Genomic DNA, 16,155 nt, shown 5'->3' on the forward strand with positions numbered 1-16,155 from the left:
AGGTGCTGGCGTTCTCAAATTGTCAATTGTCCTTGAGTTCATTTTCTGTCTCTGTTTTTGTTGTGAATTTTCGGAATAGTTCATAATAAAAACCTATTACAAGAAAGTCTCGCCCTGTTTCATCATTTATCTTGTAGTCGAACTGATGTAAATATCCAATTTGCAAAGTTGTTGCCTTTGATGGTTTATAACTAATCGTATATTGTAATCTGTTTCGTTCAAAGTAAGGTTCATTGTTGGTAAAAAACAATTCGTTACTAATGCTTGTCTGAAAAGGTTTGTACCCATTTCGTTCTTTCCCAAATGGATAAGATGCACCTAATCTATAACGAAAACGGTTACGGTAGCCATTGCTCGTCCATCGCAATTCTGCTCTGTATCGTTGTTCTATTTTAAATTTACCGACTGATTGAAAAAGTATTACCTGTGGCCAAAGTCTAAATTCGTCATTATTTTTTGGTAGAACAAAATTGCCTCCTTCTTTATATGTTTGGTAGCTACCTGCTCCTAATGTCAAATTTACATTTTTATGAACTTTGTAGTTTATACCGCCTTTATATTCGTAATAGTGAAAGTCGTTGTAAAATTTTAATGAACGCAATTGTGCTTCGCCAAATAAGCTTAGTTTGTCATTGTGATTGTATTTGATATTTAATATATTCCAAGAGCCTAAATCGAATTGCTGTGCATAAGTTATCGTAGGATAAATCATAAAACTCAATAGAAATAGTATCGTTCGTTTGTTATTTATTAACTTCATTTTTGATAGATTTTTCTACTACCAAAAATGAACTTTTTAATAGTAAGGCATTTGGGATTGTTAATACTCCTCTGTTTGGCGTTTTTATGAAGATAAAAAAGTAAGTAATATCTATTAGCTCACCTTCAGTTTCTTTCCCTTCAAAAGTTATTGCTATGGTATCACCAACTTTTATTGGGTGTTGGAAAAAAAGAATTAGGCAAGCTGTAATATTCGTAAGAATGGACATTTCAGCAAAAAGTGCTACACCAAAAACAGTAAGTAACGAACTTGCAAATATTAAAATGTTTTCTTGCTTAACACTCCATATAGCCACTATGATAATACAAAGTACGACCATTAATATTAGTCTGATTACTTTTAAAACATCATTTTGTTCAGCATTTTTGAAGTATGAGTTTTTAATTGTTAGTTTAACGAAATACATTAAAATTATTTTTACAGCAAAAAAGCTAATTACAGCTATGATTGTTTCAATTATTTGAATTTTATACGTTTCCATTCTTATTGTTTTGTTATTTGTTTTTCTCTATTTTGCCCAGTTAGGTTAATGCTCTCAAAAAGCAACTTGGCATTGTATAATAATCGGTCAAGTTCTTGTTCAAAAAATTGTGAAGTGTCATTGTTCCATTTGTCTGGTTGTTTCATAAGTTCTTTGAAACTATTACTCAATGTGTTTATGTATTCCTTTTTTTGTGAAGCATCATTTATAAATATAGGAGGGAATAAGTCATACATCAACATCCAGTTTTTTGCAATTCTTGTTACACGTCCGTTTCCATCTACAAAAGGGTGTATTCTTATTAACTCGTGATGAAAGTAGATTGCTCTGATAATTGGATTTGAAATTGTTTGCATTTTATAAAATAGTTCAGAAACTAATTGTGGAACTATCGTTGGCTCGGGACAAATGTGTGCTCCAACTTGAACAAGAGTTTGCCTGTATCGGTTGGGGTGAATGGCATTTGTTTCAGGGGAAACTAAACGCAACAGCTGAAATAACTGAACTTCCTTTTCAAAATTGTTTTGTAAAATTATTTCTTCAACAACAAAATCTAGCGATAATTTTAAATTCAGTAAATACTCCTTGGCCTCATCTTCGTTTTGTGCCTCCATTTGAGCATTTTTAATTCCAACAAGTTCTTTTAGATTATGAAAACCTGTTAAATAAATGTCTAAAAGGTCATCGTCTAGGTGGTGTCTGCTATAAATAATTAGGCGATAAATTGACTTTATGATTTTTTCAATTTCATCTATTTTATTTTGATTTATTTGTATGATTTCTACGGGTAGTAATTTCATTTTGTATATTCTTTATTTGGCATTGTATTAGTTTTTACTTGTATAAAATTTACGACAAAGGAGAATGCCATTGAAAAATAGATATAACCTTTAGGTATTTCAAAATGCAACCCTTCGCCTAACAAAGCAACACCTATCATAATTAAAAAAGATAGTGCTAAAATTTTGAATGAAGGATGTTTTTGTATAAATTCACTTATTGGTTTTGACGCAATAAGCATTATAACCACACTAACTATTACTGCTACATACATTATCCACAGTTCTTTTACCATACCTACTGCGGTAATAATGCTATCTACAGAAAAAACTAAATCCAAGATTATAATTTCTATCAGTAGCTTTCTAAAATTACCATTTATAGTTTTTGCCTTTTCAGGATTATTAGCCAATTCTGTTTTGTGGTAGATTTCTTTAGTGCTTTTCCAAATCAAAAATATACCTCCTAATATTAATATTACTCCTTTCCCTGAAATGTCTATATTAAGTAACGTAAAAAGTGTTTGGTCTAATTTTAATATCCAAGTGATACCTGCTAATAATATAAGTCTAAAAACCACAGCCAAGCCAAGCCCCATATATCGAAGTTTGTTTCTTTGTTCGGGCGGTAATTTGTCAGTAAGTATTGAGATAAAAATGATATTGTCAATACCCAAAATTAATTCTAAAGATATAAGGGTAAGAAGTGGTAGTATGAATTCGCTCATTGGTTTTTATTAATTATTGTATTGTTTTTTTACTCAAGTCTATATTGAAGTTTGCGTTTAAAATAAGTCCGTTATTGTATTGAAATACATTTCTACTGTTCACTTCTCTGCCTAATTGAACTATTTGATTTAGGTACCCTGCTTCAATACGGACAGAAGAATTAAAGCGATAGCCCAAAAGAATACCTAACCTGTTTTGGTCAAAAATATTTTCATTTACGTTTTTTCCAAAACCAATAAATATTTCGTCATAAATAGCAACATAAGGCGTTTTGTCTTTTACCTCCGTTCCTTTTAACGGAACTTGACAACGAAACATATACCTAAAACGGTTTAACAACGGAAACTCATCTTCTTTGTTCAAATTGGTTGTAGAGTATCTGCCAACCCAACGTTGCTCAAGCATAAATCGGTGTGATAAATCTGGAATACCTACTTTGTCGGTTATTGTTGCCATTTGAAAAAGGCGATGTTCGGTAAAATCTTTACCCATTCCATTTATTGGGATTTCACCATAAGGAAAAGTTTCTATCCAAGCATAGCCAACTCGAAGCTGTATTTTTGGATTCAGTTGATAATTTAACCCAACACGTAATAAACTTTGTTGCCATTCAGTAATTATATCGTTTCTACGAAATTGATATTCGGTATGTAACCCGAATTTATTGTTTAACTTAAAAGTTCCAAAATAATTATACCAACCAATAGAATTATGGTTTGTAATTCTTGTGTTTTGAGCGAATGTAATATTACTCAATAGTATAAAAGATATTAAAGTTATTTTTCGGAGTATCATAAATTGAAAAGAGAAATAGGGGTGAGCCTTGCTCACCCCTATTAGGAAATTATTTTGTTGCTGGTGCAAATGGAAGCGAAGATTTATGTACAATAATTCTAAGTTTTCCGTCTTTGCCTTTTTTGAAAACCCAAGTTTTGTCTACCATAACTTCCTTCCCGTCTTTGCCTGTTACCCATACATTACCCATTGTTATGGCTACTGAACCATAAATTTGTATCCCTTCATTTTTTTCTCCTGAGTTGTCATATCTTGCTTTTACCCAAGGTGTCAATGCAAAGCCTTTGTCGTTAGGATAGTCGGGGTCGCCACCAATAAAATAAGCTAATGCACCCTTTTTGTCGTTTCTAAAAGTTTGGTCGCCATAGGCTAATGTTGGTTTGAAAAACACTTTACCGCTGTCATAATTGTAGGCAGAAGAAAGTACTTCACTTGCAAATGCTTTGTAATCACCACCTTCTTCTTTCAGTTTGCCGATTTTTACCAAGGCATCGCACCAAGCCTGTTGTGCAGCATTTACTTCTTCGTACGTAATAATCGTTTGTGCACCTTCTTCAACGTAAACAAGTCCTAAATCGTTAATTGTTTTTTGTACGCTCTGGTTTGTTTGAGCAATTACCTTGTTTGCCTCATCTTTTACTTTTTCTGTTGCTTGGTTGCAAGATGTTACTAAACTCGTTGTTACAAGTAAACCGAAAATCCATTTTTTTTTTCATTGTCATTTTATTTATTTTTTCTTTTGCCTACTTCTTAAAACGGTGTTCGGCTTTTCCGTGTGCAAAGATAACTTATTTTTAGTGGCTGGGTTTTCAGTTTTAGTACGAGGCAGTCTTACGCTTGCACCTAACGTTTTGGGGCTTGGCGAAGTGGCGGAAATCGAAGCACAAAAGTTCAGTTTTGTACAAAATTTCAATCGAAGAACTAATGTTGAATTTTGCACTAAACCCGCCATTTTGCCAAACCCTTGTTAGCCGATCGCCCCTTTGTTTTCAAGGTTTAATTCTGTTTTATATTCTGCTCTTGGTTCTTTGACAAGGAATAATTCAAGCTCTTTTTTGTCGTTGAAACCTCCAATTTTTTGTTTGTAAGTTGCCGAAGTTTTAGGGTTTTCTATTTCGGTTTTTCGGTTTTTGCTTATTGTCAAAAATTCTTCTTCTTGGTCAATTCCTAAATATCGTCTGTTTGCCAAATTAGCGGCTATTCCTGTTGTTGAACTTCCTGCAAATGGATCTAAAATCCAAGCATTTGGCTTTGTTGAAGCCAAAATAAGTCTTGTTAAAACTGACAAAGGTTTTTGTGTTGGGTGTTTTCCACAAGATTTTTCCCAAGGTGCAATTGCTGGCAATTTCCAAACATCTTTCATTTGTTTGTCGCCATTAAGTTTTTTCATTAATTCATAATTGAAATAATGAGGGATTTTTTCGCTTTTTCTTGCCCAAATAATTTGCTCTGTCGAATACGTAAAATATCTACACGAAAAATTTGGTGGCGGATTTGACTTTTCCCAAGTGATTACGTTAAGGATTTTGAAACCTAATTCGTTCAGAATTTGTCCAACCGAAAAAATGTTGTGCATTGTTCCGCTAATCCAAATTGTTGCATCGTCTTTCATTTTGTCACGAACTAATGAAAGCCATTTTCGGTTGAAGTCATTTATAAATTCAAATCCTTCGGATTTATCCCATTTTCCCTTATTAACACTTACAATTTTTCCGCTTTGAATTGATAATCCATTGTTTGATAAAAAATAGGGTGGATCTGCAAAGATCATATCAAACTTGTGGTCAAATTGAGGCAAAAGATCCATCGTATCTCCGTGAAGAAGATAAAAGTCTTTGTCGTCAGATTTGAAAAATGGACTTATCATTTAGTAACTATCTACAACACCGTTATAATAACCTAAAGAATATGCAGCGTGTGGACTTCGATGTCTTCTATCGCCTTTTTGGCTTTCTTCTAATCCATCTAAAACATCTGCCAAATTAATGTTTTCTGCTTTTTGTAAACCGTGTTGATAGCCAATTTCGTAAGCACAAGAAGCACATTTGTGCCTTCCAACACCTTCTTGTCCAATTGGTAAATCTTTAACTATGTTATCTGTATTATCGTGGTTCTTGTTACAAGCCATATTTTGATTTTTAAAAATTTAAAACTTCTTCTTGTTGAATTTTCTTTATAAAATCTTCAAGTGTTATCAAATTGTACAAACTAGGAATTATGTTATATGCTTCTTCTAATTTGTTCTTTGCAGAAAACCATCCTTGTCCGTCAGTTATCCAAACAAATTCGTAATTAGGATATTGATTTATTTTTGGTGCAACATCGGAATAAGATCTTGCAGTTTCATTTAATTTTGAACCACCGCCATTATAGTAGTTAGTTTCAATTAAATAAGTTTTGACTTTGGTTTTTATTACAAAATCAAAACGTTTCACATCTGCACCTAAACTTATGATTTCTGGAAAGATTGTATTATTTACTTCCTTTTTATAAAAAACTCCTGCCTTGTCAAAAATTAGCGAAACTGCTTTAGACATATTATCGCCACCTCTGTTTTTCCTTGCGTTTGTGTCTAAACCAACCTCAATCCCAAAAACGTAATCAACTAAATTTGTTACATCTTTATTTCTGAAAAGTTCTGCTAAACCTGTTTCGTCTATGTATTCTAAAATGCCTTCAGGAGAAGTGAAATAAGTATCAAGCAAAACGATTTTTCCATTATTATTGAATGTTTTTGCCTTTTTATTTTTTCGGATTGCAATCAAAATATCCAAAACCTCAAAAACATTTGGGTTTTCTTGATAAAGTTCATTTACAGCTTCTTTCAAATTTTCTTTTCCAATCAAATAATTAAGTTGATTGAGTTTGATAGAAATTTTGTTTACGTTGCTTTTTATTTTTTTGAAGTCTGTAAAATAGTCAAGCGTTGCATTTGTTTCTGAAAACTGTGATAGGAAATGTTTAAATTGCTCTGACATATTCTTGACTATTCGTTTGATTTGTAATTAATAACTCTGTTAATTTTCCTCTTTTTTCTGGATTGGCGTTTATGCTTCTTCTTGCGTCAACTCTTTGAATGTTGAAGTCAGAATATAAGTCGTCAAAGAAATTATCATTTTCGTTTTTCCCTTTCACGTCTGAATTGCTTAAAATCCAAGTGTGATTTAAAACGTCAAGTTTGTTGCAAAAATCTCTTAAACGAATTTGTTCACTGTCGTTAAACTCGTCTTTTGCATAAGAATTGAAACTTGAAGTTTCGCTTAATGGTTTGTACGGTGGATCGAAATAAAACAACGAATTGTTGTTTGCATAATCCAAAGTTTGTTCAAAATCTCCATTCAGAATTTCTACCTTTTGTAATGCGTTGCTTACTGCCAAAATATTTTCTTTGTCGCAAATAGTCGGTTTTTTATAACCGCCCATTGGAACATTGTATAAATTTTTGCTATTCACTCTATATAGACCATTGAAGCAAGTACGATTAAGAAAAATAAACAAAGCGGCTTGCCCGCTTTTTTCTTCTTTTCTTGTATTGTACAATTCTCTTTTTTGGTAGTAATAGAGTTTTTTGTTTTCCTCGTTTCCCTCCAAATTGTGAAATTCATTTTGTAGAATTTCAAGAATTGAAATCAATTCTTTAGGCTTTGAAGCGATTGTTTTGTAAGTATTTATTAAATCTTCGTTGATGTCGTTTATTACAGCTTTTTCAAGCTTTGGGAAATTGTTAAGCATCCAAAAAAGAACTGCACCACTACCAACAAATGGTTCGATGTATGTAAATTTTTCTTTCGTTATTTCTGTTGGCAAAGTCCGTTCAATGTCGCTGATAAGCTGGGTTTTTCCACCTGCCCACTTCAAAAACGGTTTTGCTATTTTAATATCTATCATCCTAATTTAATTCAGTTATACGCTTCAAATTTACAATATTTTTTCGTCTTAAAATTCTGTTTGGAAGTTGATTTTTGTCCAAATGTTGATTTTTAGCACGGTCGTTTTGGGGTGTCGGCTAACTCATAAATATACGCAACTCTATTGCGCCTATCTGTCTGTATTAGGTATGATATACGCAATAGCTATTGCGTATTATTTTTTCCGCTAATATATAAATAATTCTTACATAGTAACTTACTTCTTTATCATTTCTCTTAGGGTTTCGAGTTGGATTTCTAGTTTTTGGATGTATTCGTTTTTGGCTGCAAGTTCTTGTTTTAGGGCTTTTTCTGGTTTGGTTTCATAGGCTATAGGCAAGTACTCGCCTAGGTGAGCAACAAAATTGTGTTGGAGTGCTAGACTCAGTTTCCACAAAATTGCAAACTGTAGGGATTCTTTCTTGAAATATTTATTGAGTCCTGTAGGCAAAATGCCAAGCTGTCGGGACACATCGGCTTTCTTTATTTTGTGCTGCAAAATGTAATAATGGATAAAATTACCTATCGGGGGATACTGCTCTCCCTTTCCATTTTTGTATTTATTGCTGTTGGATATCATCTTCTTCTTTTTATTTGTTGTGAATGTCTTTTTATAGGATGCAAACGGCTGTTTATTACTCTAAAATGGGTACGAAGTACTAATACTATTAGCACTTCGTACTAATGCTTTTAGCACTTCGTACTAATGCTTTTAGTATTTCGTACTAATGCTTTTTGCATTTCGTACTAATACTATTAGCACTTCATACTAACACTTTTAGTATTTCGTACTAATACTATTAGCACTTCGTACTAATGATTTTTGCATTTCGTACTAATACTATTAGCACTTCATACTAACACTTTTAGTATTTTGCACCAATACTTTTAGCACTTCGTACTAATGCTTTTAGTATTTCGTACTAATAGCATTAGTACAAAGCACCTCTTATTCAAATGGGATGCTTTTCAAAAAGGCTACAAAAAAATCGCTTCTGTAATAAGAAGCGACTTTTTTTGCGCTGTATCTATACAATGTAGCGTTTAGGGTGCTACAGGAGGTACATTTACCGCATTACCACCACTATTAGCAAAACGGGTTTTGAGTTTGTCCACAATACTGTCGGCACCGGGTGCGCCAGCATCGGCAGCAGCGCCAAAGGATTTGTAGAGTGAGAGTGCCACATTGTAGGCCTCGCTACCCGCCAGCATTTTAGTATCCTCAATGCGCTCGCACAATTGGTTCGCCAGTCCTGATAGTTCGTCTAGTTGGTTAAACAGCGTCATATCCAGTTGCATATTGGGCACCGAAATGTAGGCGGGTACCAGCGTAGGATTGTTTACAGCGGCTGCCAGCGCATCTTCGGCAAAGACCTTGTTGTTGACATCAATGGCGTTGAGCGATTTGCGCTCATCGGCAGTAAGCCCTGTTAGAAAAGGCAGGTTGGTCATAATGGTTTGGAAAGCGGCTTTTACAGCCGTTACTTGTGCCGCAGTGGCGGCCACATTCACACGATTGTTGGATAAATTGGACATAAAATAATGGTTAATTGGTTGATAATTAATAAGATTATACAAGCAAATCTAAACAATTATTCTTTTGGTTTGTCGTTTTTTTAGTTCTTTTTTTCAACTTTATTATCAGTGATAGACTACGAAAACGAAATACGAAGGCTAATGTCATTAAGTTAAACTTTTTTGCCGTCACTTCGAGTGAATTTTCAGAAAATGCGAATAGCTTTTTCTGAAAATTTGTATCGAGAAGACTTGTTTAAACCAGAGTTCTCGATACTGGCTTACAATTTTCTATCGCAAATTGTAAGCCAACTCGAACAGACGAATCCTTTACTTAATGATATTAGACGAAGGGTCACGCCCTAATTTTCAAGAAAAAACCTCCTTTAAAACCTCCAATGATTTAGGTCTTTTAAAACCATCGAGGTGATAGGCATAATAATCAATAAGGATTTTTATGAGGAGCTGTCTTTCGATAACATGAAAGACTTTTTGATTGTTATCGAATTTTAAAGCAATGAGTTTTTTGAACAAATTAGTTTCATGTTCGCTCAAAGAACCTATGGCGTGAAAGGGGGTAAAAACGCCTTCGTTCATTTCGAAAAAAGGCATATCCATATCCGAAGTATCCGGATAAAAACCAAAATACTTGGTCATTTCGAGCATCAAAATCAGGTGAAAATTAGCCATATCCTCGTGCTGGTCTAACCAATGCAGGGCGGCTTCTAAAAACTCAAAAAGCGATTCGTTTTTTTCTTCTTCATGAATCGAATGATGTAAAATTTCAGAAATAAACATTACAATCGTACTCTTGTAAATATCCGAATGAATCGACTGAAAAGGCGCTGCAATTTTAATTTCTTTAAAATGCTCTAAAGCTCCTTTGTTCTTATGATTGGCTTCGATTTCCAAAATAGTCATGGGCTGGAAATACGCCATTTTTGTCCCGACGCTTCGGGAGGTTTTTTTATTCGAAAAAGCATCCCGAACAAAATAGGTTTTCAATCCATGCGACAAGGTAAAGCATTTGACTATCAAGCTTTTTTCCTGGTATTTTAAAGCTGAAATAACGATTGCCTTGGTTTTTATTTGCATGTTTTTTTTAGTCCTTAGTTAGTAGTGCTTAGTAGTTAGTACTTAGTGATTAGTAATTTGTTTTGTTGACGGAAACTGAACACTAAATGCTTACTGCTTTTTTAAACTTCCATACCATTTTGTAATAGACGGATACATAAAAGCCGCCGTTTTTTGTATGGGATAATAAAAAATCGAATTGTCAAGCGTTTCTTTTTTGGCGAAAAAATGATTGTAATTTATTTTTTCGAAAACAGAAAACACAATTCCAACGAGCAATACCGTTTTTAAAACGCGAAATAATCCTCCGCCTAGTTTGTTTATCCAGCCTAAAAAAGCAAAATCCACAATTCCAGTGAGTATTTTTGCTAAAAAGTGAATGCCAATTACCACCAGAATAAAAGTGAGCAGAAAAGCAATAACCTGAATGGTATTCGGATTCCAATGTACAAAACCAGCAAGAATATTTTTGGTAATAACCGAGAATTTAACGGCAAAATAAACTCCGAAAATTAACGAAAGAAAGGAAGCTAGTTCAATAAAAAGACCGTTTACAGTTCCTTTGTACAGTGCAAATGCCAGTAAAGCGCCCAAAATAATATCTAAAAAACTCATAGTAAAAAGAGAAAAGGATAAAGAACAAAGATAAAAGAATTATGTTGGTATCTTTGCCGAAATAATTTTAGATAGTAGAAAATCAGAATATCAATTTCTAACTTCTAACTTCTAACTTCTAACTTCTAACTTTCAAATATGTCAAGAGACACACAACTTAAAGAACGCTGGGAAAAGCTTGTCGATATACTTTCTAATCAATTTTCGCAAGGTGAAGATTTAGATTTAGATGCCATTATTTTTCTAATTGGAGTTCAGGAATTAGGAAAATTTCAACGTGAATATAAAAAAGACGAAAAACTAAACCTGATGCACATTGCCATTTGTCGTTTGTTAGAACCGTATGGATTTTATGAATTCGATTTTTTTGATGAAGATGGTTGGCCACATTACAAAGTAAAAGAAGAATTACCAGCATTGAAAGCTGGGGAACAAACGGTTTTAATGAAAGAGGCGATTGTTAGTTATTTTATAGAAAAACAGCTCATTGATTAATGATTTGTGATTTGTTCCAAAAACTCATAACTCATAACTTATAACTCACAACTTTTGCTTAAATTTGCACACTCAATTATTGGATGAAAATGATAGATAAGATAAAAGAATATATTGGTGAAGCACAAGCTTTTTCAACACAAGACACAGCCGAATTAGAAGCTTTTAGAATCAAATTTTTAGGAAGTAAAGGAATCTTAAAAGATTTTTTTGCTGAATTTAAAAATGTGCCTAACGAACAAAAAAAGGAATTTGGTCAGGTAATTAACCTGCTTAAAACTTCAGCTGAAGAAAAAGTAAAATTAATCCAAGAAACTTTAGAAAGCAAAGAAGAATCTAAAGGAGTTTATGGCGATTTGACTCGTGCTGCTGAGCCAGTAATTATTGGTTCTCGTCATCCGATTTCTATTGTAAAAAACCAAATTATAGATATCTTTTCAACCATTGGATTCAACGTTTCTGAAGGTCCTGAAATTGAAGACGATTGGCATAATTTTACTGCTTTGAACTTGCCAGAATACCATCCGGCGCGTGATATGCAGGATACATTTTTTATCCAGACTAATCCTGATACTTTATTGCGTACCCATACTTCATCCGTTCAGGTGCGTTATATGGAAAACAATAAACCGCCTATCCGAACTATTTCTCCGGGACGTGTTTTCCGTAATGAAGCCGTTTCATCACGTTCACACTGTATTTTCCATCAAGTGGAAGGATTGTATATTGACAAAGATGTTTCTTTTGCCGATTTGAAACAAACGCTTTTGTATTTCACGAAAGAGATGTTCGGAAAGTCAAAAATCCGTTTGCGTCCTTCTTATTTTCCATTTACAGAGCCAAGTGCCGAAATTGATATTTATTGGGGACTAAAAACCGAAACCGATTATAGAATTACCAAAGGAACCGGTTGGTTAGAAATTGGTGGTTGCGGAATGGTAGACCCTAATGTTTTGAAAAACTGTGGTATCAATCCAGACGAATACAACGGATTTGCTTTTGGAATGGGAGTAGAGCGTATTGCGATGTTGTTGTACCAAATAGGCGATATCCGTATGTTTTATGAAAACGATGTACGTTTCTTAGAGCAATTCAAATCGATAATATAATTAAGTAAATAGTGATTGGTGAATAGTAATTAGTATGGCTATTCACTAATTACTATTCACTACTCACTCATAATATGAAAGCTGATATTACAATCCCCGAAGTAGAAAACGTATTTATTGCTGCCGTTCAAGAATGGAGTGATGATTTTATGGAGAAAGTTTGGTATGCTTATTTAGTAAACGATAGCGATTTTACTATCGAAAGTGCCATGGTGGTTTCTAAAGCTTTTGGAACTATTGATGGCGAAATGAAGAAAACCTCTGTTTTACGTCACGCTTTTGTGGAAGTTCCTGCTGTTTCAGTAGTGAAAATAGAAATGGTAGAAAAAAGTGTTCTGGCTTTGAATAACGAATTCATGCTCACTTTCTTCATTGGAAATACCTTATACGATAAGAAATTTATCTTTAAAGCCAATTCCATTAACGAAAACAATACCGAAGAAGTGCCTATTCTATTTGTAGATGGTGTGATTGTGAGGTAAAATGTCATTGCGAGGAACGAAGCAATCTCAATAGTTGCTCATTGCAATTGCTCTCGTTATGTGATTGCTTCGTTCCTCGCAATGACATTAATCCAGTTTATCCACCAATTTTTTAAATACGGCTTTGGCATTTTTACCTTCGTACAAAATTTCATGAACGGCGTCTATAATGGGTGTTTTGGCACCATAACCTTGGTTGAGTTTGTAAGCGCTTTTAGCGGCATAATACCCTTCGGCAACCATGCTCATTTCCATCATGGCACTTTTTACGGTGTAGCCTTTCCCAATCATGTTTCCAAACATTCTATTCCTTGAAAAAACGGAATATCCTGTAACCAACAAATCGCCCAGGTAAGCCGAATCATTGATGTTGCGTTTCATCTTGTGTACTTTTCGAATGAATTTCTTCATTTCGCGAATCGCATTACTCATCAAAACCGATTGGAAGTTATCGCCATAACCTAAACCATGCGCAATTCCTGCTGCAATGGCGTAAATGTTTTTAAGCATTGCAGCATATTCAGTACCAATAATATCATCGGTAATTTTAGTTTTGATGTAATTTCCAGCTAGATTTTTGGCCACTACTTTTGCTTTTTCGGCATCACCACAGGCAATAGTCAAATAAGACAAACGCTCTAAAGCGACTTCTTCAGCGTGGCAAGGACCCGTAATTACACCAATATTGTAATAAGGAATGTCGTATTGAAAATGAAAATGTTCCCCAACAATCAAACTCGTTTCGGGAACAATTCCTTTAATGGCCGAGAAAATGATTTTATCTTTTATGGAAACCGTAAGTTTTTGCAATTCGGTGTCTAAAAAAGCAGAAGGAATGGCAAAAATAACGTAGTCTGCGTAAGCTACAGCTTCGTTGATATCGCTAGTTAGTTTTAGTTTTTTGATGTCAAACTCCACTGAACTAATATAGTTTGGGTTGTGTTTGTGTGCTTTTATATGCTCAATTGCCGATTCATTACGCATATACCATGAAACTTCAGAAAGATTGACACATAGCATTTTTGTAATGGCTGTAGCCCAGCTTCCACCACCAATTACTGCAAACTTTATATTTTCACTCATCTTTTTATAGTTTAACCAAAAGTACTTAAAAATGTAGTAATGAAACAAGAGGAATCGTTTGGAATTGGGTTTTAGTTTAGAGCACGAATTATTTTTTTATATTTTTTTCTTCGATGATACAATAAAGAATATGTTTTTTTCGTTGTAAGATTCTATAAATAAGTAATTTGTGTTTTTTATAATGTTAGTATTAGTTAATTTAGTTTTGGTGTTATTTTAAAAGGCGTCTAAGAATGGTTATCTAAGACGCCTTTTTTGTTTAAAAAAATACTTGTTTAGTAGCTCATTTCTACTATTTCTTTTAGTTTTTCTAAAGTAATATTTTGTCTTTCTCCTAAAGCTTTCCAACCTCTTTCATCAAAACGGTTAACGATAAAATCGGCAGTTTTGCTGTAATCATCTGTGTATTGCGAAAGTTTGGTGTCCATTCCCATCTTGTGGAAAAATTCAACGGTTTTGTTAATAGCTTCATTAGCAATTTCATCCACTGTTCCAGATAAATTAAAAATACGTTTTCCGTATTGCGCCAGTTTTTCTTTTTTAGTTTCGAATAAAACACGGTATAAATTAGGTCCAATAATAGCCAATGTTCTCGCATGATCGATTCCGTACAATGCTGTTAATTCGTGACCAATCATGTGTGTTGCCCAGTCATTTGGAACTCCTTTTTGGATTAATCCGTTTAAAGCCATGGTACAACTCCACATAAAGTTAGAAGCTAAAGCATAATCGGCAGGTTTTTCAACTACTTCGGGTCCTACTTCGATTAAAGTTTGCAAAATTCCTTCGGCAATTCGGTCTTGTAAATAACCTTCGTGTGGATAGGTTAAGTATTGTTCCATTACGTGCGTAAAAGCGTCAACTACTCCGTTTTGCAATTGTCTTTTTGGTAACGATTGAATCACTGTTGGATCACAAATCGAGAATTGAGGAAACAAAGCCGAACCTCCAAAAGCCAGTTTTTCTTGAGTTGCGGCAATAGTTACCACCGAACCAGAATTCATTTCGCTTCCTGTTGCTGGCAAAGTTAAAACGGTTCCAAAAGGCACTGCATTTTCTTTTATTAAAATATGTTTTTGAAGAATATCAATTGGATTTCCGTCGAAATGTACTGCGCCCGAAATGAATTTTACTCCATCAATTACTGAACCTCCACCCACTGCAAGAATAAAATCAATGTTTTGTTCCTTGACAATGGCTACCGCTTTCATCAATGTTTCAAAATGCGGATTTGGTTCAATTCCTGAAAATTCTACTATTTCAAATCCTTTAAGATTATCCATTACTTGTTGGTGAATTCCGTTTTTAAAAATGCTTCCACCTCCATAAGCCAATAGTATTTTGGCACCTTGTGGAACTAATTCGGATAGTTTTTCTATTTGTCCCTTTCCAAAAACTAACTTGGTAGGATTGTATAATTCGAAGTTTAACATATTTTTTTAGTTTTAGAGATACTAAGATTCTAAGCTGCTAAGTTATTTAAATCTTAATTTCTTAGCCACTTAGAGACTTAGTATCTTATTTATTTAATTGTTGTAATAATTTTTGTGCTACTAGTTTGGATGAAGCTGGATTTTGCCCTGTAATTAATAATCCATCTTCAACGGCATAAGGTTGCCAATTTTCAGTTTTAGAATAAATTCCGCCATTGGCCTGAAGTACTTCTTCTAATAAAAAAGGAACTACATTCGTCAATCCTACGGCAGCTTCTTCAGCGTTCGAAAATCCAGTTACTTTTTTTCCTTTTACTAAATATTCATCTTTAATTTTAACATCTTTTAATACGCCTGGAGCGTGACAAACAAAAGCTACAGGCTTATTGTTGTTGTAAAAAGATTCAATTAGTGTAATCGAATTTCGGTCTTTGGCTAAATCCCATAATGGTCCGTGTCCACCAGGATAAAATACCGCATCATAATCCGATTCTTTAACATGATTTAATTTTAGCGTGTGTTTTAGTTTAGCCAATAACTCAGTGTCGGCATCAAATCGTTTTGTGTCTTCAGTTGCCGAAGCTGGATCAGCGCTTTTTGGGTCAATGGGTGGTTGTCCGCCTAGCGGAGTGGCAATGTCAATTTGAATTCCCTGATCGGCTAATTCATAATAAGGTGCGGCCAATTCTTCGGTCCAAAATCCTGTCTTTTCTCCTGTGTTTCCTAGTTTATCGTGACTAGTAACGACAAATAATACTTTTTTCATCTTTGGGTTATTTTGTGCTGTTGCAGTTATCGAACATGCAGTTAAAATTATAATCGTGAGTAATACTTTTTTCATGATAATTGATTTTTATTATTGCAAATTTACGGCAG

20 protein-coding genes are annotated in these 16,155 nt (G+C 34.0%); 3 read left to right on the plus strand and 17 right to left on the minus strand.

Annotated features, from left to right (window positions below):
* Nucleotides 1-22 precede the first annotated feature (22 nt).
* From AAGV28_RS13825 to AAGV28_RS13890, 14 genes are all read right to left on the minus strand, one after another.
* Nucleotides 23-760 carry a DUF2490 domain-containing protein gene (locus tag AAGV28_RS13825; RefSeq protein WP_373407345.1) on the minus strand — a complete coding sequence of 246 codons (738 nt, stop codon included), beginning with the start codon at nt 758-760 and terminating at the stop codon, nt 23-25.
* Nucleotides 744-1,262, minus strand: coding sequence for a mechanosensitive ion channel domain-containing protein (locus tag AAGV28_RS13830; protein WP_099715220.1), 519 nt, complete (start codon nt 1,260-1,262; stop codon nt 744-746). The genes AAGV28_RS13825 and AAGV28_RS13830 overlap by 17 nt, the downstream gene beginning before the upstream one ends.
* A gap of 2 nt (nt 1,263-1,264) precedes the next feature.
* A complete protein-coding gene (locus AAGV28_RS13835) occupies nt 1,265-2,062 on the minus strand; it encodes a Fic family protein (RefSeq protein ID WP_373407346.1) in 798 nt (265 codons plus the stop codon).
* Nucleotides 2,059-2,769: a TerC family protein gene (locus AAGV28_RS13840; RefSeq protein WP_373407347.1), complete on the minus strand. Its 711-nt coding sequence runs from the start codon at nt 2,767-2,769 to the stop codon at nt 2,059-2,061. The genes AAGV28_RS13835 and AAGV28_RS13840 overlap by 4 nt, the downstream gene beginning before the upstream one ends.
* A 13-nt stretch (nt 2,770-2,782) precedes the next feature.
* On the minus strand, nt 2,783-3,526 hold the full coding sequence (locus AAGV28_RS13845) for a DUF2490 domain-containing protein (protein ID WP_373407348.1): 744 nt from the start codon (nt 3,524-3,526) through the stop codon (nt 2,783-2,785).
* Between the two features lie 88 nt (nt 3,527-3,614).
* A complete protein-coding gene (locus AAGV28_RS13850) occupies nt 3,615-4,052 on the minus strand; it encodes a phosphoribosyl-AMP cyclohydrolase (protein WP_373407349.1) in 438 nt (145 codons plus the stop codon).
* A 480-nt stretch (nt 4,053-4,532) separates the two neighbouring features.
* Nucleotides 4,533-5,432, minus strand: coding sequence for a DNA-methyltransferase (locus AAGV28_RS13855; protein WP_373407350.1), 900 nt, complete (start codon nt 5,430-5,432; stop codon nt 4,533-4,535).
* Entirely contained in the window at nt 5,433-5,693 is a 261-nt protein-coding gene (locus AAGV28_RS13860) for a hypothetical protein (protein ID WP_373407351.1), read from the minus strand.
* Between the two features lie 10 nt (nt 5,694-5,703).
* Nucleotides 5,704-6,543: a type II restriction endonuclease gene (locus AAGV28_RS13865; RefSeq protein WP_373407352.1), complete on the minus strand. Its 840-nt coding sequence runs from the start codon at nt 6,541-6,543 to the stop codon at nt 5,704-5,706.
* Nucleotides 6,527-7,453, minus strand: a complete 927-nt coding sequence (locus AAGV28_RS13870; protein ID WP_373407353.1) for a DNA adenine methylase — start codon at nt 7,451-7,453, stop codon at nt 6,527-6,529. The genes AAGV28_RS13865 and AAGV28_RS13870 overlap by 17 nt, the downstream gene beginning before the upstream one ends.
* Nucleotides 7,454-7,690: 237 nt before the next feature.
* Entirely contained in the window at nt 7,691-8,053 is a 363-nt protein-coding gene (locus tag AAGV28_RS13875) for a transcriptional regulator (protein WP_373407354.1), read from the minus strand.
* Nucleotides 8,054-8,517: 464 nt separating this feature from the next.
* The gene (locus tag AAGV28_RS13880; protein WP_373407355.1) at nt 8,518-9,009 is read right to left on the minus strand and encodes a hypothetical protein; all 492 of its coding nucleotides are present in this window, start codon (nt 9,007-9,009) and stop codon (nt 8,518-8,520) included.
* A gap of 348 nt (nt 9,010-9,357) precedes the next feature.
* On the minus strand, nt 9,358-10,083 hold the full coding sequence (gene recO, locus AAGV28_RS13885; RefSeq protein WP_373407356.1) for a DNA repair protein RecO: 726 nt from the start codon (nt 10,081-10,083) through the stop codon (nt 9,358-9,360).
* 90 nt (nt 10,084-10,173) lie between these two features.
* Complete coding sequence (locus AAGV28_RS13890; protein ID WP_373407357.1) at nt 10,174-10,677, minus strand: CvpA family protein; 504 nt, start codon at nt 10,675-10,677, stop codon at nt 10,174-10,176.
* Nucleotides 10,678-10,815: 138 nt separating this feature from the next.
* On the opposite strand from AAGV28_RS13890, the gene AAGV28_RS13895 reads away from it, so the two are divergent.
* The 3 genes from AAGV28_RS13895 (at nt 10,816) to AAGV28_RS13905 (ending at nt 12,763) form a co-directional block, all read left to right on the plus strand.
* Complete coding sequence (locus AAGV28_RS13895) at nt 10,816-11,172, plus strand: hypothetical protein (protein WP_373407358.1); 357 nt, start codon at nt 10,816-10,818, stop codon at nt 11,170-11,172.
* 89 nt (nt 11,173-11,261) lie between these two features.
* Nucleotides 11,262-12,281 carry a phenylalanine--tRNA ligase subunit alpha gene (gene pheS / locus AAGV28_RS13900; RefSeq protein WP_373407359.1) on the plus strand — a complete coding sequence of 340 codons (1,020 nt, stop codon included), beginning with the start codon at nt 11,262-11,264 and terminating at the stop codon, nt 12,279-12,281.
* Nucleotides 12,282-12,355: 74 nt separating this feature from the next.
* The gene (locus tag AAGV28_RS13905; RefSeq protein WP_373407360.1) at nt 12,356-12,763 is read left to right on the plus strand and encodes a hypothetical protein; all 408 of its coding nucleotides are present in this window, start codon (nt 12,356-12,358) and stop codon (nt 12,761-12,763) included.
* Between the two features lie 87 nt (nt 12,764-12,850).
* On the opposite strand, the gene AAGV28_RS13910 is transcribed toward AAGV28_RS13905, so the two are convergent.
* From AAGV28_RS13910 to AAGV28_RS13920, 3 genes are all read right to left on the minus strand, one after another.
* Nucleotides 12,851-13,846 (minus strand): NAD(P)H-dependent glycerol-3-phosphate dehydrogenase, encoded by a 996-nt coding sequence (locus AAGV28_RS13910; RefSeq protein WP_373407361.1) that lies wholly within the window; start codon nt 13,844-13,846, stop codon nt 12,851-12,853.
* A gap of 275 nt (nt 13,847-14,121) precedes the next feature.
* Nucleotides 14,122-15,279 carry an iron-containing alcohol dehydrogenase gene (locus AAGV28_RS13915; protein ID WP_373407362.1) on the minus strand — a complete coding sequence of 386 codons (1,158 nt, stop codon included), beginning with the start codon at nt 15,277-15,279 and terminating at the stop codon, nt 14,122-14,124.
* 85 nt (nt 15,280-15,364) lie between these two features.
* Nucleotides 15,365-16,120, minus strand: a complete 756-nt coding sequence (locus tag AAGV28_RS13920) for a type 1 glutamine amidotransferase domain-containing protein (protein ID WP_373407363.1) — start codon at nt 16,118-16,120, stop codon at nt 15,365-15,367.
* Nucleotides 16,121-16,155 lie beyond the last annotated feature (35 nt).

Source organism: Flavobacterium zubiriense, from assembly GCF_041729725.1.
Classification (GTDB): domain Bacteria; phylum Bacteroidota; class Bacteroidia; order Flavobacteriales; family Flavobacteriaceae; genus Flavobacterium; species Flavobacterium zubiriense.